Raw genomic sequence first — 24,541 nt, forward strand, 5'->3', positions numbered from 1 at the left:
ATGAACCGCGACAACCCCTTTACTAGGAACCCCCGCCATGCCCAAATCGCTCAGTGAAGGACAGCAGCGCCTGGTTTTCGGCGGTCTGGTCGTCGTCCTCGTGGCCTTCGGGATCTACCTGAGCCTGGGCGGTTGGGGCGGCGGGAGTGACACCGAGGACGGCGCTGCCGAAGGCTCCGCCACCTCCGGCAGCGGACAGAGGGCCACCGCCCAGAGTGAGGCCGCTCCGCCGAGTCCGATCCCCACGACCGCCACTCAGAACATGCAGGTTCTGGACTGGTTTCCCTTCAGCGAGCAGGAGTTCAAGGCCGCGGCGGCGACTGCGCAGGAGTTCGCGCGGGCCTACGGAACGATCGACTACTCGCAGTCGCCCGAGGAGTATTACGCGAGCATGAAGAATCTCGCGACCGAGGAATACGCCGAGACTCTGTCGCAGAGTTCCGGCGCCGGGGCCCTGTGGCAGGAGATGGCGCAACAGGAGGCCGTCGCCGAAGGACGGGCGAACGTCGAGTCGGTACGCGGGTTCGACGACCAGTCCGTCACCTTCGTCGTGAAGGCGCAGTCCATCACCGAAGGCAGTGAAGGAGCCACCGAGGAGCTTGGCGAGTTCGCCGTCACAGTGGTGAACGAGAGCGGGCGATGGCTCGTCTACGACTTCCAGCCCGCCGACGCCGGGAACTTCGGGGACACCCGAGGAGGCGGGGAGTGAGCCGGCGAGGGGGGCAGGTGGCGGCATGATTTCACTGTTCGCCAAACCGGCCGCCCGCAACACTGATGCGGGTTCGTGCGCCACGCGATTGGCGATCGGCGTCGGCGTGCTGATGCTCGGCGCCATCGCCGTCGGTGTGGTCATCGTTCCCATGACGGCGATGAACCCTGGGATCATCAACGCCGTCGGCGGTCTGCAATGCACCTCTGACGACTCCGCACAGCAGGCCGAGAGCAGCGGCTACGCCGAAGACTCCATCCCGGAGAACTACCTAGAGCTCTACCGCTCCGTGGGCGAGGAGAAGGGCCTTCCGTGGAACGTTCTCGCGGGGGTCGGTCAGGTGGAGAGCAAGCACGGCCGCTGGGACGGCCCGGGCATCACCGAAGGGCACAACGACTGGGGCGCCGCCGGTCCGATGCAGTTCGGTGCCCTCGACGGCTCCGCCGCGGGCAACAGCTGGGGCGGCGAGCCGATCATGGACGCCGGGGACCGGCCCGAAGCGGGGTACGGCCAGGATGGGAACGACGACGGCGTGGTCAACGTCTACGATCCGGCCGACGCGATCCCCGCTGCGGCCGACTACCTCATCGCGCACGGGGCCCGTGAGAACATGCGGGAAGCCCTTTACGGCTACAACCACGCGTGGTGGTACGTCGAAGACGTGATGGGCTGGGCGGAGCAGTACGCGGAAGGCGACTTCGAAACCAGCGGATCCATCCAGCAGGCGGTCAACTGCGAACTCACCGACGAAGGCGAGCCGATCGCGCAGGCGCCGGACGAGCTGTCCCAGGCGGTCGTGGACTGGGCAATGGACCAGCGCGGCAAGCCCTACGAGTGGGGCGGTACCGGGCCCTACGCCTACGACTGCTCGGGATTGGTGCAAGGGGCGTACAAGAGCATCGGCGCGGCGATCCCCCGGGTGTCGCAGGACCAGTGGGCCTTCGGGCCGAAGATCCCGGAGGGCCAGGAGCAGCCGGGCGACCTGGTGTTCTTCAACGTGGAGGGGCCGGCCGGAACCCCCGGGCACGTGGGCATGGTCATCGGCGACGGCCTCATGGTCGAGGCATGGTGCACGGACTGCGGGCCGATCGCGGTGCGCGAGTATCATGCTCCCGGTCGTTCAGATGTTCTCGGATTCACCCGCCCCTTGGAACACCCGGATGTGAAGGCGCAACTGGAGAGCCGAGAGCAATAGTCGCCATCCCCCGCGCCTAGAGGATCCAGCATGCCGGAGAGAGAGAATCAGCCGCGTCAGAAGGCGGGTGTCCACGGATGGCGTGCCTTCTTACTGATGTTCGGATGCGGTACGACGGCCGCCCTGCTGGTGGTCGGATTATTCTTCGGAGCTGTCCGGATGCTCGGCGCGGCGGTCCTACCAGGCGGCGATGAGCCTCCTGCGGCAGCAGTCCCCGAAGGCAGTTGGGAACCTGCGCCCTCCATGACGCCGGGTGCGCTCGATCTATGTTCGACTCTAGAGACTTCTGCTCAGACTGGAGCGTTCAAGACGATGTTCCCGAAGCGTCTGGACGACGATGGTGACTACACAGACCCGGGGCCGAGCGCCAGCGACCGTACGATTTCCGACGACTGTAAATGGGCGCTAAGATCGCCGGAGCAAGGCGAGTGGAGGTTTCGTTTGACCTACGAAGCTTCAGCTGCCGACGTGTCCGAATCGGTTCGGGTATCCGAGGCTGAAGCCGCATTCGCCAAGGCACGTGGGGAGATCGACTCGAAGTTTTCTACTGTGACCGAGACCGAAAAGATGGGCCGAGTTGCTGAGCAGGCATACGCCCAGTACGGGGCATCGAGCAGCGGTGATACCGAGTCGCTGTACATCTTCCTTGGGCGAAGCCGCAGCGGCGTGTTCCGCATGGACATATCAAGTCTGTCGCAAGAGGTTTCGGAGGCCGAATTTCGCGAGCTGGCCCGATCGCTCGCCCCCGTACTCTCCACGCGCTTGGAGCGCATCCTTCCTGCCTGATGGGTAGCGTCTTGTTTCCAGCGCTCTCTACGGAGACACATGTTCCGGGCGTGCCTGCGAGTTATCCACAACCTGTGCATCCCCCTGGCGCCCCCACGCACTCCCGGCGAACCTTGAAGCATGATCTTCGGAAAGTCACTGCCCTGTCAGGGAGACGACGCCGTCGCGTTGTTCGCCGCCGCCCAGTTCGGATTGATCAGCCGAGCCCAGGCCCGCCGCGCCGGGCTATCTCCTGAGGACGTCGCCGTGCGCCTGCGTCGCGGGGTGTGGACCCGGACGCGGCACTGGGGCGTGTTCCGCGTACTCGGGTACGGCACGTTGGCCTCGCCGCTGAAACGGGCGGTGGTCGCCGCGCAGTTGGCGCTTGCTCCGGGCGCGTTCGCCTGCCGCGACACCGCCGCGCGGCTGTGGCAGCTGGAGGGGTTGCCGGAGTGGGACGGGCACACCGTCGACATGGGACTGCGGTGGCGGCCGGGACCGACGGGTTTCCGGTCGGTGGCTCCGACCGTCCGCGTGCATTCGCTGCGTATCGCCGAGGACGACGTGGTCCGCCGGGCGCCCATCCGGATGACCGGGCTCAGCCGGACGCTGCGCGACATGTCGACGTGCAGCGGGCCAAGCACGAGTATGCGCCTGTGCGGCTCGGCGGTCGGACGCGGGCTGCTCGTCTCCGGCGCCACCAAAGCGCTGCCCCGCCGCAAACGCGCTGTCTGCCGCAAGACTCGGCTCCCGTCAGTTGGCGACAACCACGCCCCTCCCGACCGTCCTGACCGCTCCACGGGTCCCGGAGGTCCCACCGGCCCCACCGGTCCAGATCGACGCACCGGCGCGGACCGCCCCGGACGAGGTGAGGCCGCGGACTCGTGACCCGGGATTCCGTTCGCCCGGCGTACCGTCCCCCGACAGGTGTCCCCGATCGGGCGACCCTCCCGGCCTGTCGTTCTCGGCCCTCAGCCCAGCGGCCACAGGCGCGGTCCCTCGCGGGGCGGCCGCGGCGGCTGGACGGCGACCTCCGTCCACCGGGCGCCCAGCAGCTCCCGCAGCGCGACGGCGGTGGGCGCGGCGGTCGTCTCGCCCGCCGCCGCCAGCACGGCGCCGAGCAGCGCGGTCGAGTCGGGTCGCTCGGCCGGGTCCTTGGCCAGCGCGGCCAGCACGAGCCCCTCCAGCTCGCCCGGCAGGCGGTCGAGGTCCGGTTCCTCGCGGAGCACCCGGCGGGCCAGCTCCTTGGGGTGGCCGTGGCCGAACGGGTTGCGGGCGGCAGCGGCGAACGCGACGAGGCAGCCCCACAGAAACACGTCAGACCGGTCGGTCGCCGCTCCGCCGCGGTACTGCTCGGGGCTGATCCAGCCGGGTGTGCCCACCCGGTCGCGCGGTGCCGCGCCGCTGTCGTCGGCGCCGGGAAGGCCGCCCGGCGCCGGGAGCCGGAGTCGGCGCAGTCCTTCGCGGAACCGCCGCACCCGGATCCAGCGGGTCGCGTCCTCGGGCGCGGTGGGGCGGGCGATTCCGAAGTCGAGGATCTTCGGCCCCTGCGGCGCGACGACCACGTTGCTCGGCTTGAGGTCCCGGTGCACGATTCCCACCGTGTGCACCGCCCGCAGCGCCTCGGCGGCGCCGGCCGCCAGCCCGACGAGCATGCCGCCCCGCAACGGGCCGTGCCGTTCGACGTGGTGGCGCACGGTCGGACCCGGCACGTACTCGGTCGCCATCCACGGCGGGTCGGCCTCGACATCGGCCTGCACGAAACGCGCCACGCACGGGCTGTTCACCCGCGCCAGCAGTCGGGCCTCGTAGGCGAACTGCCTGCGGAACTCCGGTGCGGCCGCGTGCTCGCCGTTGATCACCTTGATCGCGAGGTACCCGCGGATCCCCGGCGCCTTCCCGGCATAGACGGTTCCCATACCGCCGGAACCGACGCGCCCCACCAGCTCGTAGCCGCCGATCTCCGCCGGATCGCCGGGAAGCAACCGACCCAGGCGTCGGATTCCCCGGGCCTTCATGGCGCCTCCAGAACAATCGCACCGGGCACCGTCCCCGGCCCGGCCATCCCGCGCATGCGCAACGGGGCCGGGCCGAGAGGCCCAAGGGACAGGAGAACCCGACTCAGTGCACCGGAGTCTAGCCCTCGCACCCATCTGCCGCGGCGCCCGCGAAGGAGCTGTCTGCGACAGGGGCCGGGAGCTGTCGACCTCGGGCCGTCACCGGCTCTCGCGCAGCTCGGCCGCCGTACTCAGCCGGTTCAGAATCTCTCCACTCAAGCCCTTGAAGTCCGAACGGCAGGTAGCCACGTACTGCTGGGTGCTCCCGATAGCCCCGTCAGCGGGTTTGAGGTCGAACATCGGCTTGTGGGCGTCATGGGCCAGAGGCATGAGGCTTCGATAGTTGCGGATCGTGGCGATCTCGTGCGGGGTGAGCACGTTTTCGCTCGCCATGCCCTGCACCACGTGCTGCTGGAATTCCTCGGGAATCCGCTCCAACCAGCGTTGGTACGCCTTGACCGGCCGGTCGAGGCGCACACTGGGCTGCATGATCACGTAACCGAGCGGGATCATCTCCCCATTGGGGTGCCCGATGTTCGACGGCATGTTGCCCAGCGCCTGATTCCGCCACGTAGTCCGCCACTCCCGGAAAGTCGGCCCGAGGTTGCGCAGACCTTGGAGCGAGAACAGGTCCGCGGCCAGCGGAATCAGCAGCGTCTCGGCTGCCAGCAGCGCCGCCCGGTTGATCGCGCCCAGGTTCGGTCCGACGTCGATGATCGCGATGTCGGCCTCGACCGCGTGGCCGGCTTCCTGCATGAGCCGATGGAAAGCCGTCGTGGTGCGCACGGGACCGGGCTTGCCGAGGGTGGTTTCGGGCCACGCTTTGGACAGGTTGTCCTCGAACCCACTGAGCATCAGATCCCCGGGCACCAGCCAGAGATCATCTGCCATTTCCAGGGGCTGCACCGGTTTGACGTCGCCCAGTCCCTCGATGATCGGCTGCACGGCCTGCGCAACCGTCGCTGCCGTCGATTGCTCGAGCGCCATGACGGGGTCTGTCGCCCAGACCTTCTCCAGTTCTTCCTCCGGGAGGAAGTAGGACGTAAGGTTCGCCTGCGGATCGAGGTCGACCGTCAGTACCCGCTTTCCCAGACGCGCCAGCATGTGCGCCAGGTGGTAGGACAACATCGTCTTTCCGACGCCGCCCTTGTTGTTGAACAAGGCCATGGAGATCAACGGCGGTCCTCCCAACACGATCACCTAGGACGGTTCGGTTATATCGAGTCCGTGCACCGCGTTCCCGTCTCCTGCACCTGCGACTGCTGCGGTGGCTACTTGCAAATGCATAGTGACGATGTCGACTACGAATCGCCCCTACCGCCGTACCGGCAGATTGCGGACGTCATCATCGGTGAGATCGAACGCGGAGAGCTGAGCCCGAACCGGCCGATCCCCTCGGAGGCCACGATGATCCAACGCTGGGGCGGCGCGCGCACCGCGCGGCGTGCTGTGCGCTATCTCCGCGACCACGGCTACGTCTACACGATTCCCCAACGGGGTACCTATGTGGCCGACTGTTCTGAGGCTGACGAGGACTGATTGGCACAGTGCTGGTGCACGCTGGTCGCATGGATTTGCCGATCGGGTACGGGCCCGACACTGAGATCGACCACGAGGGCATGAATCCCGTATGGCTGCAACTCGCGGCGATTCTTGCGGCGCGCATCGAGGCCGGCAGGTACGTGCCCGGGCGTCCTGTCCCGTCGTTGAACCGGCTCCGGCAAGAGCTCGGTGTCGCTCGGGGCACCGCGGTCAAGGCCACGGATTACCTCGTCAAGGGTGGGCTTCTCCGAGCCGTCCATGGGCGGGGCGTTTACGTATTGCCGAGGTGACTGCGCGGCCGGTCGCCGGTTTGCGCTCCGGCGGCCGGCCGCTGGGCGCGCGAGTGCGTCCGCTGGTTGTTTACTCCTCTTCGGTGTCGAGGAGGGCGCCGAGGCGGCGCTGCATCTCCAAAGCCGTTTCGCGGACGGGGCCGAGCCAGAAGACGCGGTCTTCGGTCGCCTCGATCAGTTCATCCACGAGGTCGCGCAGTGCGCGCCGCTCGGCCTCGGTCAGCACGCAGTGGGCAGCGGGCGGTTGGGTTTCCGGAGGCTTGGCGGCGCTCATCGGCCCACCCCCGCGAGCAGGGCGGGGGAGGCGGGCTTACGCGCGCCGAGTTGCAGTGATCCGGCGAACGCCCGGGGGCCCGAGAGGCCGCGCTGGCGCTCCAGCGCGGCGAGGGCGTAGGGACGTACTCGGGCAGTCCTGCGGACGGGCGCCGGAGATGACGGCGTGGGCACACTGATAGGCGTGCACACACCTGTGCGTCGACCGACTACGCAACGGAACGCGCGGACGATAAAGTCCGTCATGTCATCAGCTCCTTGGTAACTGGTGGCCATGCCCCCGGGCCGGTGTCAGCGGTCGCGGGGGTCTTCGTGTAAACGAATGCTAATGGAACTCCTATACCCTCGTCTACCTACGTAGGTCGACGCAGGCAGACGGAGGCGCTCTTCTACCTTCGTCGCATGTCCGATGAAGAGATCGACTACGAGTCGCCCCTACCGCCGTACCGGCAGATTGCGGACGTCATCATCGGTGAGATCGAACGCGGAGAGCTGAGCCCGAACCGGCCGATCCCCTCCGAGGCCACGATGATCCAACGCTGGGGGGTCGCACGTGACACCGCGCGGCGTGCTGTGCGCTATCTCCGAGAGCAGGGATACGCCTACACGGTTCCTCAACGCGGTACCTATGTGGCCGACCGCTCCTAGGTTGACGACCACTAATTGACATCAAGCGGCCCGATGGCCGCCGAGCCTGTCCCTGCAGTCATTCTCGGCGCCGAAACCGACTCCAGGGACAGACTCGCCGATCGCCGGGAGCCGGACCGCTCGCCAACAGGCCCGGTGGCCGCCAGCCCGGCCCCACCTCCAGCCTCGGTGTCCCCAGTGGGCGGCATCATGGAGGCAACCGAGGTCGCGGAAAGGGAGTCCTGATGGGTGCACGGTCGGATCGGGGCGGATCCCGTGGCTCCGGCGGCTCCGGTGAGCGTCCCTTCCGCCCCGCCGTGCTCGAAGGGGTGCTGGAGCGCATCACCTACGCCAACGAGGAGACCGGCTACACCGTCGCCAAGATCGACAACGGGCGCGGCGGTGGCGGCGGGGCCGACCTCACCACCGTGGTCGGTGCGCTGCTGGGTGCCCAGCCCGGGGAGTCGCTGCGGATGGAGGGGCGCTGGGGTTCGCACCCGCAGTACGGGCGGCAGTTCATGGTCGAAAACTACACCACCGTGCTTCCCGCCACCGTCCAGGGCGTGCGCCGCTACCTGGGATCCGGCCTGGTCAAGGGCATCGGCCCGCGGCTGGCGGAGCGGATCGTCGACTTCTTCGGGGTCGAGGCCCTCGACGTCATCGAGCAGACCCCCGAGCGGCTCATCGAGGTGCCCAAGCTCGGCCCCAAGCGCACCCGCCTGATCGCCGACGCCTGGGAGGAGCAGAAGGCCATCAAAGAAGTCATGGTCTTCTTGCAGGGCATCGAGGTCTCCACGTCGCTTGCGGTGCGGATCTACAAGAAGTACGGCGACTCCTCGATCTCCGTCGTGCGCAACGAGCCCTACCGGCTGGCCACCGACGTGTGGGGGATCGGGTTCAAGACCGCCGACACCATCGCCCAGGCCGTCGGCATTCCGCACGACAGTCCCGAGCGGGTGATGGCCGGGATCCAGTTCACCCTCTCGGAGTCCACCTCCGACGGTCACTGCTACCTGCCCGAGGAGCGGCTCATCGCCGCCGCGGTGAAAATCCTGCAGGTCGACTCCGGCCTGGTCATCGAGTGCCTGGCCCGGCTGGTCGACGAGGAGGGGGTGGCCACCGAGAAGGTGCCCGGCCCCGACGGCGACGAGGTCACCGCCGTCTACCTGGTCCCCTTCCAGCGGGCCGAGGCGGCGCTCGCCGCGCAGCTGCGCGGGCTGCTGAACGCCGGCTCCGCCGATCGCCTGTCGGCGTTCTCCGACGTCGACTGGGGCGTCGCGCTGGAGTGGCTGGCTTCACGGACCGGCACCGAGTTGGCGGCCGAACAGGAGGAGGCGGTCAAGCTGGCGCTGAGCCGCAAGGTCGCCGTCCTCACCGGCGGGCCCGGCTGCGGCAAGTCCTTCACCGTGTCCTCGATCATCACTCTCGCCGCCGCGAAGAAGGCCAGGATCATCCTGGCGGCGCCCACCGGCCGCGCGGCCAAGCGGCTGACCGAGCTCACCGGGCACGAGGCCTCGACGGTGCACCGCCTGTTGGAGCTGAAGCCGGGCGGCGACGCCTCCTACGACCGCGACAATCCGTTGGACTGCGATCTCCTCGTGGTGGACGAGGCCTCCATGCTCGACCTGCTGCTGGCCAACAAGCTGGCCAAAGCCGTGCCGCCGGGCGCGCACCTGCTGCTGGTCGGCGACGTGGACCAGCTGCCGTCCGTCGGCGCCGGCCAGGTGCTGCGCGACCTGCTGGACGAGCGCTCGCCGCTGCCGCAGGTGCGGCTGACCCATGTCTTCCGGCAGGCCCAGGAGTCGGGTGTGGTCACCAACGCGCACCGGGTCAACAGCGGAACCCCGCCGGAGTTCGCCGGTATGTCGGACTTCTTCCTGTTTCCCAGCGAGGAGACGGAGACGACGGCCGAGCTCACCGTGGACGTGGTCGCCAACCGGATCCCGCGCAAGTTCGGCCTCGACCCGCGGCGCGACGTCCAGGTGCTGGCTCCCATGCACCGCGGTCCCGCCGGTGCCGGCAACCTCAACACGCTGCTGCAGGAGGCGCTGACACCCCCGCGCGAGGGCGTGGCCGAGCGCCGCTTCGGCGGGCGCATCTTCCGCGTCGGCGACAAGGTCACCCAGATCCGCAACAACTACGAGAAGGGCGAGAACGGCGTCTTCAACGGCACTCTGGGCGTCATCACCGGCATCGACACGATCGAGCAGGCCGTCGCGGTGCGCACCGACGAGGACGAGGAGATCGGTTACGACTTCGCCGAGCTCGACGAGCTCGTGCACGCCTATGCCGTCACCGTGCACCGCTCACAGGGCAGCGAGTACCCGGCGGTTGTGATTCCCGTCACAACGAGTGCGTGGATGATGCTCCAGCGCAACCTGCTCTACACCGCGATCACCCGCGCCAAGCGGCTCGTCGTGCTGGTGGGTTCGCGCCGCGCTCTGGCTCAGGCCGTCCGCAACGCCTCCGCTGGACGGAGATATACAGCTCTCGCGCAGCGTCTGGCTGATTTCTGACTACGGTCCCGAATTGCCTATTCGGCCTTCAGTGCGCGAGAGGGGCAGAATTGGTGGGTAACCATGCCGGTAAGGCAGGGCCTTCTTCTCTTATGTAGCATAACCGGCGATTCGGACTACCTGTGCCGGTGGCTGCCGCAGAAGTCCGGCTCCGGATTCGTATAAGCGGACAAATGAAATATCGGCGCGCGTGCAGTAGCGTGTCCGGAGTCGGGCGCGGCACCGCTCCCTCTCCCCGTGCCGCCGCCCGAAGGTCGCGGTCGCGCCCGATCCCTCCCGGGCGCCGGCTCGGCCCGGCCGGGGGCGACGCCTTCTCCTAGGCGGGTGCGCATGCACACCGCCCGGGTGTCGCAATTAGGAGAACAGCGGTCGTCCCCGGCCGTTCCCATATGGTCATCCCGAGTTTTTCGAGTTTCCGCCCCGAGCGCACCCCCGGTTGAATAGGCTCACCGTATGAAGCGGAAACCGGAAGGGAATCCGCGCTTCGGTGGATCGGGTCGTCCCCGTATCGGGAACCGGTGTCGGCGCAGGACGCCGGCCTGTTCTCGGGGCGGTCGCCTCGTTCCGCCGCCGCGCTCCAGCGGGCAGGCCGCCACCGCCGCCGGCGGGCACGGCCGTCCCGCGGTTCTCCCCGCGCCCACCGTGCTCCGCTTTTGCCGCACCGCCGAACTCTCACCGCGCAGGCCCTGCGCGTCCCCTCCGCGGCCGGTGCTCCGCACACGCAGCCTCCCAGGACGCTGACGCTCTTTCCACTCCCCCCGGAGAGCGTTGGCAACTCGGGCGCCGGCCGCCGGTCGGCGCCCGAGGGCTGCGCGGTCCCTCCTTCAGGCGCACCGGCGTGGCCGACTCACCCAGGTGCCCTTCCGGCCCGGCGCAGCACGGCCTTGCCGCAGGTGACCGCCATGCCCGCGCCCGCACGCGCGAAGGCGAAATCCAGGTGCATGGATTCCGGGTCGTGGCGGGCCGAAACCGAGCCGATGCGCTGGTCGGGCCAGGCGGAGGCCGATTCGTCGAAGCAGCTGAAGTCGGTGACGCCCTCCAGCACCAGCGTGTAGTCGGCGGGCCCGTCCGGCCGGTCCAGCCGCAGTCCCAGAGCCACCCGGTGGCCGGGTGCGTCGACCCTGATACCCGTCAGCGTGGCCCCGCGCAGGTTGTCCAGCGTCGCCATGCGTGCGCACCTCCCGGCCGACCGCCGCGCGCCGCCGTCGGCGCCGGGCCACGCCGGACCCTGCCCGTTCGTCCCGCGGCCACACGGTTTCGGCCGGTTCCGGGCGGAGCGACCCGCGAGCCTCTCGGCCGAAGCGGCGCGCCGTCCGCGAAGAGTTCGGCGCGGAGCTTGTGCGCTGCGCAAGCGCGCAGGGTAGTCTCCGGAACACGCTGAGACGAATTCGTGATCTAATCGACGAGAACCGTTTGCGGTCACCCGGATAAGGGGATTAGCGACGGCGACGACAGACGCCTCCCGAGCCGCCGTCGTATACGTGCCGCACTGCCGCCGCGTCGGGCGAAACGCCCGCCGGTGCCGACTGGAAAGGCCCTGCACGTGGGAACCCTCTCGACGCTTTCCGCCGCAGCTCCCGCGACCCCCGCCCAGGCCGTCACCGAGCTGCACGCCCGGCTGGCCGACGTGGGCGCACACCGCCTCTACGCGGGTGCCCTGGACCGCGTCGCCGTCCTCTCCGTCCGCCGCGGCCTGACCGTGTGGTGCTGGGGCGGGCTGTTCCGCTGGCGCGACGACGGCGGCGCCCAGGCGACCCACCCCGTCACCGATCCCGACGGCGCCGCCCGGCGGCTCTCCGCGGACCAGCGCACCGCGGGCATACAACCCCACACGGCGCCCGCAGCGCCTCCGCCCGCGCCCACCCCGGTCGCCGCGGCGGCACCCACCGCGGCCTGAGGCACCCGGCACCGGCGTCCGCCGCCTCCGCCATGACGAGGCGGCGGACGAATCCCCGATACGCGTGCGTCGCGTACCGGCCGCCGCCCCCGCGCCGGAGCACCTGCCGCTACCGTTGCTCCGTGACACAGACGCAGATCGTCGTCGGCGCCGCGATCATCCGAAGCGGCGCCCTGCTCGCGGCCCAGCGATCCCACCCCCCGCCCATGCGCGGGCGCTGGGAGCTGCCCGGCGGCAAGGTCGACCCCGGCGAATCCGACACCGACGCCCTCGTGCGCGAGTGCGAGGAGGAACTGGGCGTGCGCATCGCTCCCATCCGCCGCATCGGCGGCGACGTCTTCTTCCCCGCCCGTTCCGAGGGCCCCGAGGCCCTGCTGCGGGTGTGGATGGCCGAGTTGCCCGACGGCCAGCCCGAGCCCCGCGCCCTGGAGCACCTCTCGCTGCGCTGGCTGCGTGCCGACACCCTCGCCGGCGTCGACTGGCTGCCGGCCGACGTCCCCTTCCTCACCGAGATCCGGCCGCACCTGCGGGACTGACCCGGTGCCCGGCCCGGCGGCCGGTCCCGAGCGCAACGGTCGCCCGATCGGCCTGCCGTTGCGCGCCCGTTCCGCGCCTTCCCGCCGTGGTCCGGTGACCAGTCCGTTTCCCCCGGTGCGTGAAGCCCCCGCATAAACTGGAGGCGTGCCGCGGGAGTCGCGGCTCTTCCCACCAGATGAGATCGAGACACTCGCATGTCCAGCGCCACGCCTGCCGAAGGCTCCGCACGTAGGACTGACATCCGCAACGTCGCCATCGTCGCCCACGTCGACCACGGCAAGACCACCCTCGTCGACGCCATGCTCTGGCAGTCGGGCGTCTTCCGGGAGAACCAGGACGTCGACGAGCGCGTGATGGACTCCAACGACCTGGAGCGCGAGAAGGGCATCACCATTCTCGCGAAGAACACGGCCATCCACTACACCACGCCCCAGGGCGACGACGTCGTCATCAACATCATCGACACCCCCGGCCACGCCGACTTCGGCGGCGAGGTCGAGCGCGGGCTGTCCATGGTCGACGGCGTGGTTCTGCTGGTGGACGCCAGCGAGGGTCCCCTGCCGCAGACGCGCTTCGTGCTGCGCAAGGCGCTGGCGGCCAAGCTGCCGGTGATCCTCGTCATCAACAAGGTCGACCGGCCCGACAGCCGCATCGCCGAGGTCGTCGACGACGTCTACGAGCTTTTCCTCGACCTCGACGCCGACGAGTCCCAGATCGAGTTCCCGATCGTCTACGCCTGCGCCCGCGACGGCAAGGCCTCGCTGGAGCGCCCCGCAGACGGCGACGTCCCCCCGAACGGCGACCTCGTCCCGCTGTTCCACACCGTCCTCGACGCGGTCCCCGCCCCGGTGTACACCCCGGGCGCGCCGCTGCAGGCCCACGTCACCAACCTGGACGCCTCGCCGTTCCTGGGCCGCCTGGCGCTGTGCCGGGTGCACCAGGGCGAGATCGCCAAGGGCCAGCAGGCCGCCTGGATCCGGGGCGACGGCAGTGTGCAGAACGTGCGCATCACCGAACTGCTGATGACCGAGGCCCTGGAGCGCAAGCCGGCCGAGAAGGCGGGGCCGGGCGACATCATCGCCATCGCGGGCATCCCCGATATCATGATCGGCGAGACCCTGGCGGACCCGGAGGACCCACGCCCGCTGCCGAAGATCACCGTCGACGAGCCGGCCATCTCCATGACCATCGGCACCAACACCTCGCCGCATGTCGGCAAGACCAAGGGCGCCAAGGTCACCGCACGCCTGGTCAAGGAACGGCTGGACCGCGAACTCGTGGGCAACGTCAGCCTGCGCGTCCTGCCCACCGACCGCCCCGACGCCTGGGAGGTCCAGGGACGCGGCGAACTGGCCCTGGCGATCCTGGTCGAGCAGATGCGCCGCGAGGGCTACGAGCTGACCATCGGCAAGCCGCGGGTGGTCACCCGCCAGGTCGACGGCAAACTGCACGAGCCGGTCGAGCGCCTCACCGTGGACGCGCCCGAGGAGTACCTGGGCGCCATCACCCAGCTGCTGAACATCCGCAAGGGCCGCATGGAGCAGATGACCAACCACGGCACCGGCTGGGTGCGGATGGACTGGCTCATCCCCTCCCGCGGCCTGATCGGGTTCCGCACCGAGTTCCTCACCGAGACCCGCGGAACCGGCATCGCGCACCACGTCTTCGAGGACTTCGAGCCCTGGTTCGGCGACCTGCGCACCCGCCCCACCGGTTCGCTGGTGGCCGACCGCACCGGGCAGGCCATGACGTATGCGATGTTCAACCTGCAGGAGCGCGGCGTGCTGTTCGTCGACCCGGGCACCGAGGTCTACGAGGGCATGATCGTCGGCGAGAACTCGCGCGCCGACGACATGGACGTGAACATCACCAAGGAGAAGAAGCTCACCAACGTGCGCTCCGCGACCGGCGAGGAGCTGGAGCGCCTGGTGCCGCCGCGCCGCATGTCGCTGGAGCAGGCGCTGGAGTTCTGCCGCGAGGACGAGTGCGTCGAGGTGACACCGGAGGCGGTGCGCATCCGCAAGGTCGTCCTCGACTCCCGGGAGCGGGGCCGTATGGCCGCGCAGAAGAAGCGCGGCTGAGCCGTGTTTGAGAACGCCGGCCTGCTGTGCGGCCTTGTTGGTCTGCCGGGTGGATGGGTGGTCTATAGCGGCGCCGAGGGCGGCGGGGGCTTGACCCGTGCCCAACGGGGCGGGTGCTCGCCGGTGGCGCATCCGGCGGGGTAGCGACGGCAGCAATGGGTCCGGGCCGGCGGACGTCGGTTCCGGTGCCCGCCGGTGGCGGTGTCGGCGGGGCGGGTCTGCTGGGCGGCCTTGTGGTCTGCCGGGTGTCGGGTGACTTCATGGAAAGGCGGCGGCGACGGCAGCAACGTGGCCGGGCCCGCGCCCAACGGGCCGGGTGCTCGCCGGTGGCCCGCCCGGCGAGGCGGCGACGACGCCGGCGGTACACCGCGCCCGCGCCCCGCCGCGCGGCCCCGGCCGGTGCGGGCCCGGCCGCAACACGGCGACACCCAGTCGGCCCACCGGCGCCGGTAGGTCCCCTATGTCGGCCCATCCGGCGGTGTATCGCGAACTTGTGGCTGCGGAATACGCTTTCCTGCGACCATAAGTTCGCGATAGACGGGCCAAGCCGCGCCGAGTCTGTCTGCAGGGCTGGATTCGGCGCCGAATCCAGCCCTGCAGACAGACTCGGCGGGACCGGTGCCACCTATTGCGGGGTCTCGACCAGCCAGGGGCCGGAATCCGGTGGAAACCGCGCAATAGATGCGCCGACCGGCCCGCGGCGGCCCAACGCCGTCCCTGCCGGCCGCCGCCACCGGCGAGCACCCGATCCGGTGACCGCGGAGCCCGGCCATCCTCCGTCCTCGGCGCTGCCTTTCCGTACGACCACCCGCATCCCGGCAGACCAGCAAGAGCGCGCAGCAGACCTGAGCTGCACGGCCCGGCCGCCCCTAGCAGCCGGCCCACCCAGCACTTCCTCAACAGGGCCTGACCAGCTAGCGGGCCGCGCCCGTTCGGCCCGTCCCGTCCCGGGGCCTCAAACGCCGGAATCGCGGCTGCCGCGGCTGCTCGCGGCGTGTCGCACCGGCGGCCGCGATTTTGGGCGGGGACCGGCCGGACGGGCCGCTCGGCGGGAGAAAACCGGAGTTCCGTGGCGCTACCCGCCGGTCGGCCCTAACCTTGGGTCACCAGGGTTCCGAGCGCCGGTGCGGGTCGGAGCCGCTCGCCTGAGACCCCCCGGAGGACGAGCCCATGGCAGAGCCGCATGCCGTCGTCGTCGGAGGCGGGGTCGCAGGGCTGTCCGCGGCCCTCGCTCTGCACCGGGTGGGCTGGGCGGTCACCGTCTGCGAGCGCGCGCCGGGGCTGGAGCCGGCCGAACTCGCCCTGGCGCTCGCCCCGAACGCGCTGCGGGCGCTCGACCACCTCGACATCGGCGAAGACGTCCGCAAGCGCTCCGCACATCAGGGGATCGCCGCCATCCGCCGCCGGGACGGCCGGTGGATCCTGCGCACGTCCGCCGAGGACACCCGGGAGCGGTTCGGCGACGCGGTGTGCGTGCTGCGCCGCGGCGAACTCAGCACCCTCCTGCTCAGTCGCTTGCCGGCTTCGGCCGTGCACACGGCGACCACCGCCACCGCGATCGAGGCGGGCGACACCCGCCGCCCCGCCCGCGTGGTCACCGACGCCGGCGAGCACACCGCCGACCTGGTGGTTCTGGCCGACGGGGCGCGCTCCGGGCTGCGCTCGGAGCTGTTCCTGGAGCACCCCGGCGCCGTCTACGCGGGGTTCACCTGCTGGAGCGCCGTCGTGGCCCGGCCCGCCGAACCCGCGGCCTTCGGCGAGACCTGGGGCCGCGGCGGTGTGGCCGGGGTGCTGCCTCTCACGGGCGACGAGGTTTTCTGCTACGCCACCGGCAATGCGCCCGCCGGCGGGCGCAGCGAGGACGAGCACGCCGAACTCCTCCGCCGCGTCGAGGGGTGGCACGATCCGCTGCCGCGGTTGGCCGCCGCCGCCCGACCGGAATCCGTGCTGCGCACCGACGTGTGGCATATCGACACGCCGCTGCCCGCCTACCACAAGGGCCGCATCGCGCTTGTCGGCGACACCGCGCACGCCATGACCCCCAACCTGGCCCAGGGCGCCTGCCAGGCGATCGAGGACGCGGTGGTGCTGGCGCAGCACATCAGCGGGTCCATGGCCTATGTGCCGACCGCGCTGCAGTCCTACTCCGACGCCCGGCTGCCGCACACCACCACGCTGGTGCAGCGTTCGGCGCAGCTCGCCGAGGCCGTGCAGAGCGAGTCCCCGCTGGCCGCGGGGGTGCGCGACATGGCCGCGAAGGTGGTCGGCACCGCCGCACCGACCCTCCTCGCCCGCTACACCAGGCCGGCCGACGGTGTGCGTGCCGGGGCGCGCCCCTGAGGTCAGGCCGCCAGTACGGCGCGAAGCACGGCGGCCGCGTCGGAGCGCAGCGTGGCGGCGTCGGGCGGGTCCGCCGACCCTGCGCCGGCGCGTAGCCGTCCCTACCGCAGGGGTCCGCACCGGGTCCCCTGCGGCGGCCGACCGCACGGCGGGCCGCGCGGACCTGCACCGCTGTGACAGCTTCCGGCCACCCGATCGGCGTGCCGCCGTTATCCAGTCGTGTCCCGATTTCGGGAACGTGGAGGTCGTCTGCTGCGCCGCAGTTGTGCGGTCGGCTTCCCGCGGGCCGCCGATCGACCCTCCCCGACCGGAGACCCGTCACATGTCGTACTCGCTGATGCCGTTGCTGATCATCGTCGTCGTCGTGGCCGCGGCCGCCGCCGCGGTCGCCGTGACCGTCTCGGTGCTGCGCAACAGGCGCCGCACGCCGGCGTCCCCGCGCCCCGCCCGGCCCGCGGACCCCTTCGCCGACATCGGCGAGACCCAGGGCGACCCCCTGGGCCTCAAGGCCGGAGACATGCTCGACTTCGGCGCCGAACGCACCTGGATCCGCGGCACGCTGCGGCTGTCCGAGGGCGGCGCCGTGTGGGCCGAGCACTTCCTCCAGGTCGAGGGCGGCCGCCGGTGGCTCTCCGTGGAGCAGGACCCCGACCTGCAGATGGCGCTGTGGACCGGCCGCCCCGACCTCGACCTCACCCCGCACGGCCCCGAGGTCGAACTCGAAGGCGTGCGCTACCGGCTCACCGAGCGCGGCAGCGCCTCCTACCGCTCCGAGGGGACCACCGGGCTGCGTGCCGAGGGAGGCATGGACTACGCCGACTACGAGGCCGCCAACGGCAACCTGCTCTCCTTCGAGCGGTTCGACCACGGCCGCTGGGAGCCCAGTACCGGAAAGCCGCTCTCCCGCGCCGACTTCACCGTGTACCCGGCGGGGAGCTGACCGGTGGCCACCGCGTTGTCCGCCCCCTTCGTCGACACCGGCGCCGCGGACCTGACCTGGACCCTGGACGCCCCGGAGCTGCCCGCGCTGCTCACCCGCGCCTGCCGCATCGCCGGCTACCGGTTGGAGCTGCGCGTGCTCGGCGCCTCCCACCAGGTGGTGCTGGCCGAGGGCGGAACGCAGCAGACAGGGCCGCTGCTGACCGAGACCGTCGCCTGCCTGCCGGAATCGCGCGGAGAGCTCCCGGACCGGGCCCGCCCGGCGGTGGCCGGACTGGCCTCCTATACCTTCACCAGCTCCGTCGCCACGCCGGAGAGCGCCGCGTTCGCCGAGCGAGTGGACCGCGTCCGAGCCGCAGTCGAACGCGACGCCCGCGGCGTGGTCGCGGCCTTCCCCGGCGACCCGCGCGCGATCACCGCGCTGCTGCCCGAGCCGGCAGGCCGCGGCGGCGTGCGGTGGCGGACCTGGCACGCCTATCCGCAGAAGAACGAGCTGGTCACCACCACGACCACCTGTGAACGGCCCATCGGGCATCACCACCCCGGAAAGGACGAATGAGTGCCGTGTTCGAAGACAACGGGCGCAAGATCGCGCTGATAGTCGGACTGGTGGCGGTCGCGCTGGTGGGCGTGTTCGTGCTGCCCGCCTTCGGTGACAGCTGCGGCGACTGGGACCGCGCCGACGCCGAGGACGTGCTGGAGGGCTCCACCATCGAGGAAGGCAACGACGGAGTCTCCTACGAGCACGAGCCCGGCGAAGGCGACTACCGCAAGACGGGCCCCGGCGAGTTCGAGTACGTCGGCTGCTCCGACGGCTCGGGCACCCGCACCTCCGGCGGATCCGGCGGCGGCTCCGGCTTCACCTCGCGCGGCGGCGGCCCCGGCTTCGGAAAGTGATCCCGCCCCGAGAGACCTCCCCGGTCGCTGGAACGTAACCACCCGACCTCCGCTCCCATCCCTCGCAGATGTATTACAGACAAGGATCAGATCCCACCATGTCCGTCCTCCTCTACGAAGCAGGCGCCAGCCTGGCCTACGGCGTCCTCGGCATCGTGCTCCTGGTGCTCGGCTACCTGCTCGTCGACGTCCTCACTCCCGGCAAGCTCCACGACCTGGTCTGGGAGCACCGCAACCGCAACGCGTCGCTGCTGCTGTCCACCAACCTGCTGGGCGTGGCCATCATCGTCGCCACGGCCATCTACGTCAGCACCGGCGGTCTGGCGGTCGGCCTGGCGAGCGCCGCGGCCTACGGCATCATCGGCCTGGCGCTGATGGCGCTGTCGTTCCTGCTCATCGACGCCCTCACGCCGGGCAAGCTCGGGGAGGTGCTCACCTCCGACGAGACCCACCCGGCCGTCTGGGTCAACGGCTCCGCCCACATCGCCATCGCGCTGATGGTCGCGGCGGCCATCTCCTGATGACCGCAGTGGACGATTCCGCCTCCGGCACCCGGGGCGGCACCGGACCCGCGCTCGCGGGGCTGCCGGTGCCGCCCCGGCTCGCGCGACTGCTGGTGCTGTTCGCGGTGTTCGTGTGCGCCGCGTGCGGCCTCGTCTACGAGCTGGCCCTGGTCGCGCTGGGCAGCTACCTGCTTGGCGACACCATCGTGCAGGCGTCGGTGGTGCTGTCGGTGATGGTGTTCGCCATGGGCGCCGGCTCGCTGCTGTCCAAGCGGCTCACCGGCCGCCCGGCGTTCTGGTTCGCCGTCATCGAGGGCAGCCTGTCGGTCGTCGGCGGCCTGTCGGTGCTGGTGCTCTACTCCGCCTTCGCCTGGTTCTCGCTGTACCAGCCGGTGATGGTGCTGCTCGCGCTGGTCATCGGAGCACTCATCGGCGCGGAGATCCCGCTGCTGATGACCCTGATCCAGCGCATCCGCCGCCAGGAGGCCGCCGACGCGGCGGCGGACATGTTCGCCGCGGACTACGTGGGCGGGCTGCTGGGCGGTTTGGCGTTCCCCTTCGCGCTGCTGCCGCTGTTCGGGCTGCTCAAGGGAACCCTGCTGGTCGGCGCCCTGAACGCCGTCGTGGGCGTGCTGGTGGTGCTGTGGCTGTTCCGCGGGTCGCTGACACCGCGCGCCCGGGTGCTGCCCGCGGTCGGCCTGGTGCTGGTGCTCGCTGTGCTGGCGGCGTCCTTCGCGCTGTCCGGCCGGTTCGAGATGAACGCGCGCCAAGCCCTCTACCGCGATCCGATCATCCACGCGCAGCGGTCGGACTACCAGGAGATCGTGGTCACCCAGAAGCTGTCGGGCTCGGACACCCGGCTGTTCCTCAACGGGGACCTGCAGTTCAGCTCGCTGGACGAGTACCGCTACCACGAGTCGCTGGTGCACCCGGCCATGAACGGCCCGCACGGCGACGTGCTCGTGCTGGGCGGCGGCGACGGCCTGGCGGTGCGCGAACTCGTCGGCTACTCCGACGTCGACACCGTCACCCTCGTCGACCTGGACCCTGCCGTCACCCGGCTGGCGCGCACCATGCCCGAGATCCGCACGCTCAACGAGGGCGCGCTGGCCGACGAACGCGTCCGGGTCGTCAACGCCGACGCCTTCACCTGGCTGCGGGAGAACCGGCGCCGCTTCGACGTGATCCTGGCCGACATGCCCGATCCCGACGACGCCGGCACAGCCAAGCTCTACTCCGCCGAGTTCTACACGCTGGCGCGGCGCGCGCTGGCCCGAGACGGCCGGATGACCGTCCAGTCGGGGTCGCCCTACTTCGCGCCCGAGGCGTTCTGGAGCGTGCGTGCCGGGCTGCGCTCGGCGGGCTGGCGCACCTCGGGCTACCACGTGGACGTGCCCAGCTTCGGCGACTGGGGGTTCTTCCTCGCCGTGCCCGAAGGACGCGGCGAACCCGCCGTGGCACTGCCCGAAGAGCACCCGCCGCTGCGGTTCCTCGACTCCGCCACGCTGGAGGCCGCCCAGACCTTCCCCAAGGACCGCCGCCCCACGGATTCCGAGCCCTCCACGCTGCTCAAGCCGCGCATCCTGGACTACGAGCGCGGCGCCTGGGAGGGCTACTAGAGCTACAGGGCTGCTGGGCGCCGGTCCCGGGGGCCGCCGGCGGGCGGCCCCCGGCACCGCTACTGCTCCGGGGTGGAGGTCGGCTTGCGGGTGTTGGGCGGCACCGGGGTGTCGGCGCCCTTGCGCAGTCCGATCTTCTCGCCCAGCCACACGACCGGGTCGTACTGGCGGTCGGCCACCCGCTCCTTGAGCGGGATCAGCGCGTTGTCGGTGATCTTGATGTTCTCCGGGCACACCTCGGTGCAGCACTTGGTGATGTTGCAGTAGCCCAGACCGTGCTCTTCCTGGGAGATCTTGCGGCGGTCCGCGGTGTCCTGCGGGTGCATCTCCAGTTCGGCGGCGCGCATCAGGAAGCGCGGCCCGGCGAACGCCTCCTTGTTCTCCTCGTGGTCGCGGATGACGTGGCACACGTCCTGGCACAGGAAGCACTCGATGCACTTGCGGAACTCCTGGGAGCGCTGCACATCGGCCTGGGCCATCCGGAAGTCGCCGGGCTCGGCGTCCTCGGGCGGGGTGAACGAGGGGATCTCCCGCGCCTTCTGGTAGTTGTACGAGACGTCGCACACCAGGTCGCGGATGACCGGGAAGGCGCGCAACGGTGTGACGGTGATGGTCTCGCCGGGGTCGAAGGTGCTCATCCGGGCCATGCACGACAGCCGGGGGCGGCCGTTGATCTCGACGGAGCAGGACCCGCACTTGCCGGCCTTGCAGTTCCAGCGCACGGCCAGGTCGGGGGACTGCGTGGCCTGGATGCGGTGCAGGATGTCGAGCACGACCTCGCCCTCGTTGACCTCCACCTCGAACTGGGCGAGGTCGCCCTCGCCGCCGCCGCGCCACACGTGGAACGTCCGCTTGGTCATCAGTTGTCCTCCTTCGCGGTCTCGGAGCCGTCGGACCGCGGTGCCGGGGGCAGCTCCTCCTCGGTGAGGTACTTGCCGAGCTCCTCGCGCTCGAACAGCTCCATCAGGTCCTCGCGCATCGCGTCGATCGGCTGGTGGCGCAGCTGGAGGCGGCCGTCGCGCAGCGACACGATCAGGTTGACCGCCCGCCACTCGGCGGACATGGCCGGGTAGTCGTCGCGGGTGTGGCCGCCGCGCGACTCCTGGCGCTCCAGCGCGGCGCGGGCGACGGTCTCCGAGACGAGCAGCATGTTGCGCAGATCCAGGGCCAGGTGCCAGCCGGGGTTGTAGACGCTGCCGCCCTCGGAGCGCACCGCGGCGACGCGTTCGCGCAACTTGTCCAGGGACTCCAGGGCCTGCTCCATCTCGTTGCCGCGCCGGATGATGCCGACGAGGTCGTTCATGGTCTGCTGGATCTCCTGGTGCAGCTGGTAGGGGTTCTCCCCGGTCTCGCGCCCCAAGGGGGCGGCGGCCTCCTCGCTGAGGCGGTCGATGTCGGCGGCCTCGGGAGTCGGCCGCTCTTCGCCGAGTTCGTCCAGGTAGGCGGAGGCGCCCAGGCCGCAGCGCCGCCCGAACACCAGCAGGTCCGAAAGCGAGTTGCCGCCCAGCCGGTTGGAGCCGTGCATCCCGCCGGCCACCTCGCCCGCGGCGAACAGGCCGGGCACCGAGGACGCACCGGTGTCGGCGTCGACCTCGACCCCGCCCATGACGTAATGGCAGGTGGGCCCGACCTCCATGGGCCCGGCCGTGATGTCGACGTCGGCCAGCTCCTTGAACTGGTGGTGCATCGACGGCAGCCGCCGCATGATCTCCTCGGCCGGCAGCCGGGTGGACACGTCCAGGAACACGCCGCCGTGCGGCGATCCGCGGCCCTGCTTGACCTCGTTGTTGATGGCCCGGGAGACCTCGTCGCGGGGCAGCAGCTCGGGCGGGCGGCGGTTGCTTGCCGGGTCGGCGTACCAGCCGTCGGCCTCCTCCTCCGTCTCGGCGTAGTGCTCGCGGAAGACGTCGGGCACGTAGTCGAACATGAACCGGCTGCCCTCGGAGTTGCGCAGCACCCCGCCGTCGCCGCGCACCGATTCGGTGACCAGGATCCCCTTCACCGACGGCGGCCAGACCATGCCGGTGGGGTGGAACTGCACGAACTCCATGTTCAGCAGCGCGGCGCCGGCGCGGAGCGCCAGGGCGTGGCCGTCGCCGCTGTACTCCCAGGAGTTGGAAGTGACCTTGAAGGACCGGCCGATGCCGCCGGTGGCGAGGACGACCGCCGGGGCCTCGAAGACGACGTAGTCGCCGGTCTCGCGGATGTAGCCGAAGGCGCCGGCGATACGGCCGCCCTCCGCTCCCGGTTCGCCCTCCAGCAGCAGTTCGGTGACGGTGGTCTCGGCGAATACGCGCAGCATCGCCTCCGCGTCGCCGAACTCGGCGGCGTCGGCCTGCTGCAGCTGGACCACGCGCTGCTGCAGGGTGCGGATCATCTCCAGGCCGGTGCGGTCGCCGACGTGGGCCAGGCGCGGGTACTCGTGGCCGCCGAAGTTGCGCTGGCTGATGCGGCCGTCGGAGGTGCGGTCGAACAGGGCGCCCCAGTGCTCCAGCTCCAGGATGCGCTGAGGCGACTCCTTGGCGTGCAGTTCGGCCATGCGGGGGTTGTTCATGAACTTCCCGCCGCGGATGGTGTCGCGGAAGTGCACCTGCCAGCGGTCGTCGCTGTTGACGTTGCCCAGCGACGCGGCGGCGCCGCCCTCGGCCATGACGGTGTGGGCCTTGCCGAACAGGGACTTGGAGATGACGGCGGTCCGCTTGCCCTGCTGGCGCGCCTCGATCGCCGCGCGCAGGCCGGCGCCGCCGGCCCCGATCACGACGACGTCGTAGCTGTGCCGTGTTGTCTCGGACATCTTCTCGACTTTCGGTTGCGCCGGTACCGGCGGCGGGCGCTGGGGGCGTCCCTGAGCCGGGTACCGCGGTTTTTGAGTGCGCTTGCAGATCTTGCGGATGCGGGTGCTAGTTGAAGATCCGCGGATCGGTGATGGTGCCGCTCGCGACCAGCGCCACGTAGAGGTCGGCCAGTACCAGCGTGCCCAGCGTGACCCAGGCCCACAGCATGTGCCGGGTGTTCAGCCGGGAGATCTGCGTCCACATCCAGTAGCGCACCGGGCGGCCGCCGAAGCTCTTCAGCCGGCCGCCGAGGACGTGCCGGCAGGAGTGGCAGCTGAGCGTGTAGGCCCACAGCAGCACCACGTTGGCGATGAGGATGAGGTTGCCCAGCCCGATCCCGAATCCGCCGTCGCGCCCGTGGAACAGTGCGAGCCCGGCGTCGTAGGTGTTGATGAGGGAGATGACGACCGCCGCGTAGAAGAAGTAGCGGTGCAGGTTCTGCCCGATCATCGGAAAGCGGGACTCACCGGTGTAGCGGCTGTGCGGTTCGCGCACGGCGCACGCGGTCGGCGCCTGCCAGAACGAGCGGTAGTACGCCTTGCGGTAGTAGTAGCAGGTGAACCGGAACAGCAGCAGGAACGGCAGACTGAACAGCGCGTAGGGCAGGAACCAGGGGAACTCCCAGGGCAGCGTGCCGAAATGCGCCGATCCGGGTGCGCAGGAGGCCGACAGGCACGGCGAGTAGAACGGCGTGAGATAGCCGTAGTCGGCCACCCAGTAGTGGTCCTGCTGCAGCACGCGCACCAGGCCGTAGATCAGGAAGGCGCTGAGGCCCAGCACGGTCCACACGGGGCCGGCCCACCAGCGGTCGGTGCGCAGGGTCCGCGCGGAGATACGGGGGCGCTTGAGTCCGGCCCGCTCCGGCGGGGGAAGCGTCGATGTCATTGCTGCGTCTCCATTTTGGCGCGGGCGGTCCCAGC

The 24,541-nt window shown here is 70.4% G+C and carries 24 protein-coding genes; 17 read left to right on the top strand and 7 right to left on the bottom strand.

The window, feature by feature from the left end; all coding sequences use genetic code 11:
* The first annotated feature begins 37 nt into the window (after positions 1–37).
* From EKD16_RS03535 to EKD16_RS03550, 4 genes are all read left to right on the top strand, one after another.
* Complete coding sequence (locus EKD16_RS03535; protein ID WP_131097075.1) at positions 38–709, top strand: hypothetical protein; 672 nt, start codon at positions 38–40, stop codon at positions 707–709.
* Between the two features lie 25 nt (positions 710–734).
* Positions 735–1,904: a C40 family peptidase gene (locus EKD16_RS03540; RefSeq protein WP_131097076.1), complete on the top strand. Its 1,170-nt coding sequence runs from the start codon at positions 735–737 to the stop codon at positions 1,902–1,904.
* A 30-nt stretch (positions 1,905–1,934) separates the two neighbouring features.
* Positions 1,935–2,690: a hypothetical protein gene (locus tag EKD16_RS03545; protein ID WP_131097077.1), complete on the top strand. Its 756-nt coding sequence runs from the start codon at positions 1,935–1,937 to the stop codon at positions 2,688–2,690.
* 120 nt (positions 2,691–2,810) lie between these two features.
* Positions 2,811–3,557, top strand: coding sequence for a type IV toxin-antitoxin system AbiEi family antitoxin domain-containing protein (locus EKD16_RS03550; protein WP_131097078.1), 747 nt, complete (start codon positions 2,811–2,813; stop codon positions 3,555–3,557).
* An 83-nt stretch (positions 3,558–3,640) separates the two neighbouring features.
* On the opposite strand, the gene EKD16_RS03555 is transcribed toward EKD16_RS03550, so the two are convergent.
* Both EKD16_RS03555 and EKD16_RS03560 read right to left on the bottom strand, forming a co-directional pair.
* Positions 3,641–4,687 carry a serine/threonine-protein kinase gene (locus EKD16_RS03555; protein WP_131097079.1) on the bottom strand — a complete coding sequence of 349 codons (1,047 nt, stop codon included), beginning with the start codon at positions 4,685–4,687 and terminating at the stop codon, positions 3,641–3,643.
* Between the two features lie 198 nt (positions 4,688–4,885).
* Positions 4,886–5,893: a ParA family protein gene (locus EKD16_RS03560; RefSeq protein WP_165498663.1), complete on the bottom strand. Its 1,008-nt coding sequence runs from the start codon at positions 5,891–5,893 to the stop codon at positions 4,886–4,888.
* 114 nt (positions 5,894–6,007) lie between these two features.
* Between EKD16_RS03560 and EKD16_RS03565 the strand changes: the two genes are divergently transcribed.
* Positions 6,008–6,265, top strand: a complete 258-nt coding sequence (locus EKD16_RS03565; protein ID WP_131097081.1) for a GntR family transcriptional regulator — start codon at positions 6,008–6,010, stop codon at positions 6,263–6,265.
* 80 nt (positions 6,266–6,345) lie between these two features.
* Complete coding sequence (locus EKD16_RS03570) at positions 6,346–6,558, top strand: GntR family transcriptional regulator (RefSeq protein WP_341351884.1); 213 nt, start codon at positions 6,346–6,348, stop codon at positions 6,556–6,558.
* A 70-nt stretch (positions 6,559–6,628) separates the two neighbouring features.
* On the opposite strand, the gene EKD16_RS03575 is transcribed toward EKD16_RS03570, so the two are convergent.
* A complete protein-coding gene (locus EKD16_RS03575; RefSeq protein ID WP_131097083.1) occupies positions 6,629–6,832 on the bottom strand; it encodes a hypothetical protein in 204 nt (67 codons plus the stop codon).
* Positions 6,833–7,233: 401 nt separating this feature from the next.
* Between EKD16_RS03575 and EKD16_RS03580 the strand changes: the two genes are divergently transcribed.
* On the top strand, positions 7,234–7,479 hold the full coding sequence (locus EKD16_RS03580; protein WP_131097084.1) for a GntR family transcriptional regulator: 246 nt from the start codon (positions 7,234–7,236) through the stop codon (positions 7,477–7,479).
* Positions 7,480–7,703: 224 nt separating this feature from the next.
* Positions 7,704–9,974 carry an SF1B family DNA helicase RecD2 gene (gene recD2 / locus EKD16_RS03585; RefSeq protein WP_131097085.1) on the top strand — a complete coding sequence of 757 codons (2,271 nt, stop codon included), beginning with the start codon at positions 7,704–7,706 and terminating at the stop codon, positions 9,972–9,974.
* Between the two features lie 847 nt (positions 9,975–10,821).
* Here the strand turns inward: recD2 and EKD16_RS03590 are convergent.
* Positions 10,822–11,142 carry a hypothetical protein gene (locus EKD16_RS03590; protein ID WP_131097086.1) on the bottom strand — a complete coding sequence of 107 codons (321 nt, stop codon included), beginning with the start codon at positions 11,140–11,142 and terminating at the stop codon, positions 10,822–10,824.
* A 351-nt stretch (positions 11,143–11,493) separates the two neighbouring features.
* Here EKD16_RS03590 and EKD16_RS03595 point away from each other — a divergent pair, with 351 nt between their 5' ends.
* The 9 genes from EKD16_RS03595 (at position 11,494) to EKD16_RS03635 (ending at position 20,787) form a co-directional block, all read left to right on the top strand.
* Positions 11,494–11,871: a hypothetical protein gene (locus tag EKD16_RS03595; protein ID WP_242677219.1), complete on the top strand. Its 378-nt coding sequence runs from the start codon at positions 11,494–11,496 to the stop codon at positions 11,869–11,871.
* A 122-nt stretch (positions 11,872–11,993) separates the two neighbouring features.
* Positions 11,994–12,407, top strand: a complete 414-nt coding sequence (locus EKD16_RS03600; RefSeq protein ID WP_242677220.1) for a (deoxy)nucleoside triphosphate pyrophosphohydrolase — start codon at positions 11,994–11,996, stop codon at positions 12,405–12,407.
* 195 nt (positions 12,408–12,602) lie between these two features.
* Complete coding sequence (gene typA / locus EKD16_RS03605; RefSeq protein ID WP_131097088.1) at positions 12,603–14,489, top strand: translational GTPase TypA; 1,887 nt, start codon at positions 12,603–12,605, stop codon at positions 14,487–14,489.
* A 1,170-nt stretch (positions 14,490–15,659) separates the two neighbouring features.
* Positions 15,660–16,829, top strand: coding sequence for an FAD-dependent monooxygenase (locus EKD16_RS03610; RefSeq protein ID WP_131097089.1), 1,170 nt, complete (start codon positions 15,660–15,662; stop codon positions 16,827–16,829).
* 322 nt (positions 16,830–17,151) lie between these two features.
* On the top strand, positions 17,152–17,769 hold the full coding sequence (locus EKD16_RS03615) for a DUF4178 domain-containing protein (protein ID WP_131097090.1): 618 nt from the start codon (positions 17,152–17,154) through the stop codon (positions 17,767–17,769).
* Positions 17,770–17,772: 3 nt separating this feature from the next.
* Positions 17,773–18,327, top strand: a complete 555-nt coding sequence (locus EKD16_RS03620; protein ID WP_131097091.1) for a DUF2617 family protein — start codon at positions 17,773–17,775, stop codon at positions 18,325–18,327.
* Entirely contained in the window at positions 18,324–18,665 is a 342-nt protein-coding gene (locus tag EKD16_RS03625; protein WP_131097092.1) for a hypothetical protein, read from the top strand. Before EKD16_RS03620 ends, EKD16_RS03625 begins: the two co-directional genes overlap by 4 nt.
* A gap of 98 nt (positions 18,666–18,763) precedes the next feature.
* On the top strand, positions 18,764–19,186 hold the full coding sequence (locus EKD16_RS03630) for a DUF350 domain-containing protein (RefSeq protein ID WP_131097093.1): 423 nt from the start codon (positions 18,764–18,766) through the stop codon (positions 19,184–19,186).
* On the top strand, positions 19,186–20,787 hold the full coding sequence (locus EKD16_RS03635; RefSeq protein ID WP_131097094.1) for a polyamine aminopropyltransferase: 1,602 nt from the start codon (positions 19,186–19,188) through the stop codon (positions 20,785–20,787). The genes EKD16_RS03630 and EKD16_RS03635 overlap by 1 nt, the downstream gene beginning before the upstream one ends.
* Positions 20,788–20,846: 59 nt before the next feature.
* Here the strand turns inward: EKD16_RS03635 and EKD16_RS03640 are convergent, their stop codons facing one another.
* The 3 genes from EKD16_RS03640 to EKD16_RS03650 all read right to left on the bottom strand — a co-directional run bounded on the left by EKD16_RS03640 (position 20,847) and on the right by EKD16_RS03650 (position 24,506).
* Positions 20,847–21,647, bottom strand: coding sequence for a succinate dehydrogenase/fumarate reductase iron-sulfur subunit (locus tag EKD16_RS03640; protein WP_131097095.1), 801 nt, complete (start codon positions 21,645–21,647; stop codon positions 20,847–20,849).
* Positions 21,647–23,581, bottom strand: coding sequence for a fumarate reductase/succinate dehydrogenase flavoprotein subunit (locus tag EKD16_RS03645; protein ID WP_131097096.1), 1,935 nt, complete (start codon positions 23,579–23,581; stop codon positions 21,647–21,649). Before EKD16_RS03645 ends, EKD16_RS03640 begins: the two co-directional genes overlap by 1 nt.
* 106 nt (positions 23,582–23,687) lie before the next feature.
* Positions 23,688–24,506 carry a hypothetical protein gene (locus EKD16_RS03650; RefSeq protein WP_131097097.1) on the bottom strand — a complete coding sequence of 273 codons (819 nt, stop codon included), beginning with the start codon at positions 24,504–24,506 and terminating at the stop codon, positions 23,688–23,690.
* Positions 24,507–24,541 lie beyond the last annotated feature (35 nt).

This window comes from Streptomonospora litoralis (assembly GCF_004323735.1).
GTDB lineage: Bacteria > Actinomycetota > Actinomycetes > Streptosporangiales > Streptosporangiaceae > Streptomonospora > Streptomonospora litoralis.

What these genes read in the sequence shown, in the direction of transcription:
- EKD16_RS03535 (WP_131097075.1), top strand. Translation starts at nt 38, where the DNA reads ATGCCCAAATCGCTCAGTGAAGGACAGCAGCGCCTGGTTTTCGGCGGT.
- EKD16_RS03540 (WP_131097076.1), top strand. Translation starts at nt 735, where the DNA reads ATGATTTCACTGTTCGCCAAACCGGCCGCCCGCAACACTGATGCGGGT.
- EKD16_RS03545 (WP_131097077.1), top strand. Translation starts at nt 1,935, where the DNA reads ATGCCGGAGAGAGAGAATCAGCCGCGTCAGAAGGCGGGTGTCCACGGA.
- EKD16_RS03550 (WP_131097078.1), top strand. Translation starts at nt 2,811, where the DNA reads ATGATCTTCGGAAAGTCACTGCCCTGTCAGGGAGACGACGCCGTCGCG.
- EKD16_RS03555 (WP_131097079.1), bottom strand. Translation starts at nt 4,687, where the DNA reads ATGAAGGCCCGGGGAATCCGACGCCTGGGTCGGTTGCTTCCCGGCGAT.
- EKD16_RS03560 (WP_165498663.1), bottom strand. Translation starts at nt 5,893, where the DNA reads ATGGCCTTGTTCAACAACAAGGGCGGCGTCGGAAAGACGATGTTGTCC.
- EKD16_RS03565 (WP_131097081.1), top strand. Translation starts at nt 6,008, where the DNA reads ATGCATAGTGACGATGTCGACTACGAATCGCCCCTACCGCCGTACCGG.
- EKD16_RS03570 (WP_341351884.1), top strand. Translation starts at nt 6,346, where the DNA reads ATGAATCCCGTATGGCTGCAACTCGCGGCGATTCTTGCGGCGCGCATC.
- EKD16_RS03575 (WP_131097083.1), bottom strand. Translation starts at nt 6,832, where the DNA reads ATGAGCGCCGCCAAGCCTCCGGAAACCCAACCGCCCGCTGCCCACTGC.
- EKD16_RS03580 (WP_131097084.1), top strand. Translation starts at nt 7,234, where the DNA reads ATGTCCGATGAAGAGATCGACTACGAGTCGCCCCTACCGCCGTACCGG.
- recD2 (WP_131097085.1), top strand. Translation starts at nt 7,704, where the DNA reads ATGGGTGCACGGTCGGATCGGGGCGGATCCCGTGGCTCCGGCGGCTCC.
- EKD16_RS03590 (WP_131097086.1), bottom strand. Translation starts at nt 11,142, where the DNA reads ATGGCGACGCTGGACAACCTGCGCGGGGCCACGCTGACGGGTATCAGG.
- typA (WP_131097088.1), top strand. Translation starts at nt 12,603, where the DNA reads ATGTCCAGCGCCACGCCTGCCGAAGGCTCCGCACGTAGGACTGACATC.
- EKD16_RS03610 (WP_131097089.1), top strand. Translation starts at nt 15,660, where the DNA reads ATGGCAGAGCCGCATGCCGTCGTCGTCGGAGGCGGGGTCGCAGGGCTG.
- EKD16_RS03615 (WP_131097090.1), top strand. Translation starts at nt 17,152, where the DNA reads ATGTCGTACTCGCTGATGCCGTTGCTGATCATCGTCGTCGTCGTGGCC.
- EKD16_RS03625 (WP_131097092.1), top strand. Translation starts at nt 18,324, where the DNA reads ATGAGTGCCGTGTTCGAAGACAACGGGCGCAAGATCGCGCTGATAGTC.
- EKD16_RS03630 (WP_131097093.1), top strand. Translation starts at nt 18,764, where the DNA reads ATGTCCGTCCTCCTCTACGAAGCAGGCGCCAGCCTGGCCTACGGCGTC.
- EKD16_RS03635 (WP_131097094.1), top strand. Translation starts at nt 19,186, where the DNA reads ATGACCGCAGTGGACGATTCCGCCTCCGGCACCCGGGGCGGCACCGGA.
- EKD16_RS03640 (WP_131097095.1), bottom strand. Translation starts at nt 21,647, where the DNA reads ATGACCAAGCGGACGTTCCACGTGTGGCGCGGCGGCGGCGAGGGCGAC.
- EKD16_RS03645 (WP_131097096.1), bottom strand. Translation starts at nt 23,581, where the DNA reads ATGTCCGAGACAACACGGCACAGCTACGACGTCGTCGTGATCGGGGCC.
- EKD16_RS03650 (WP_131097097.1), bottom strand. Translation starts at nt 24,506, where the DNA reads ATGACATCGACGCTTCCCCCGCCGGAGCGGGCCGGACTCAAGCGCCCC.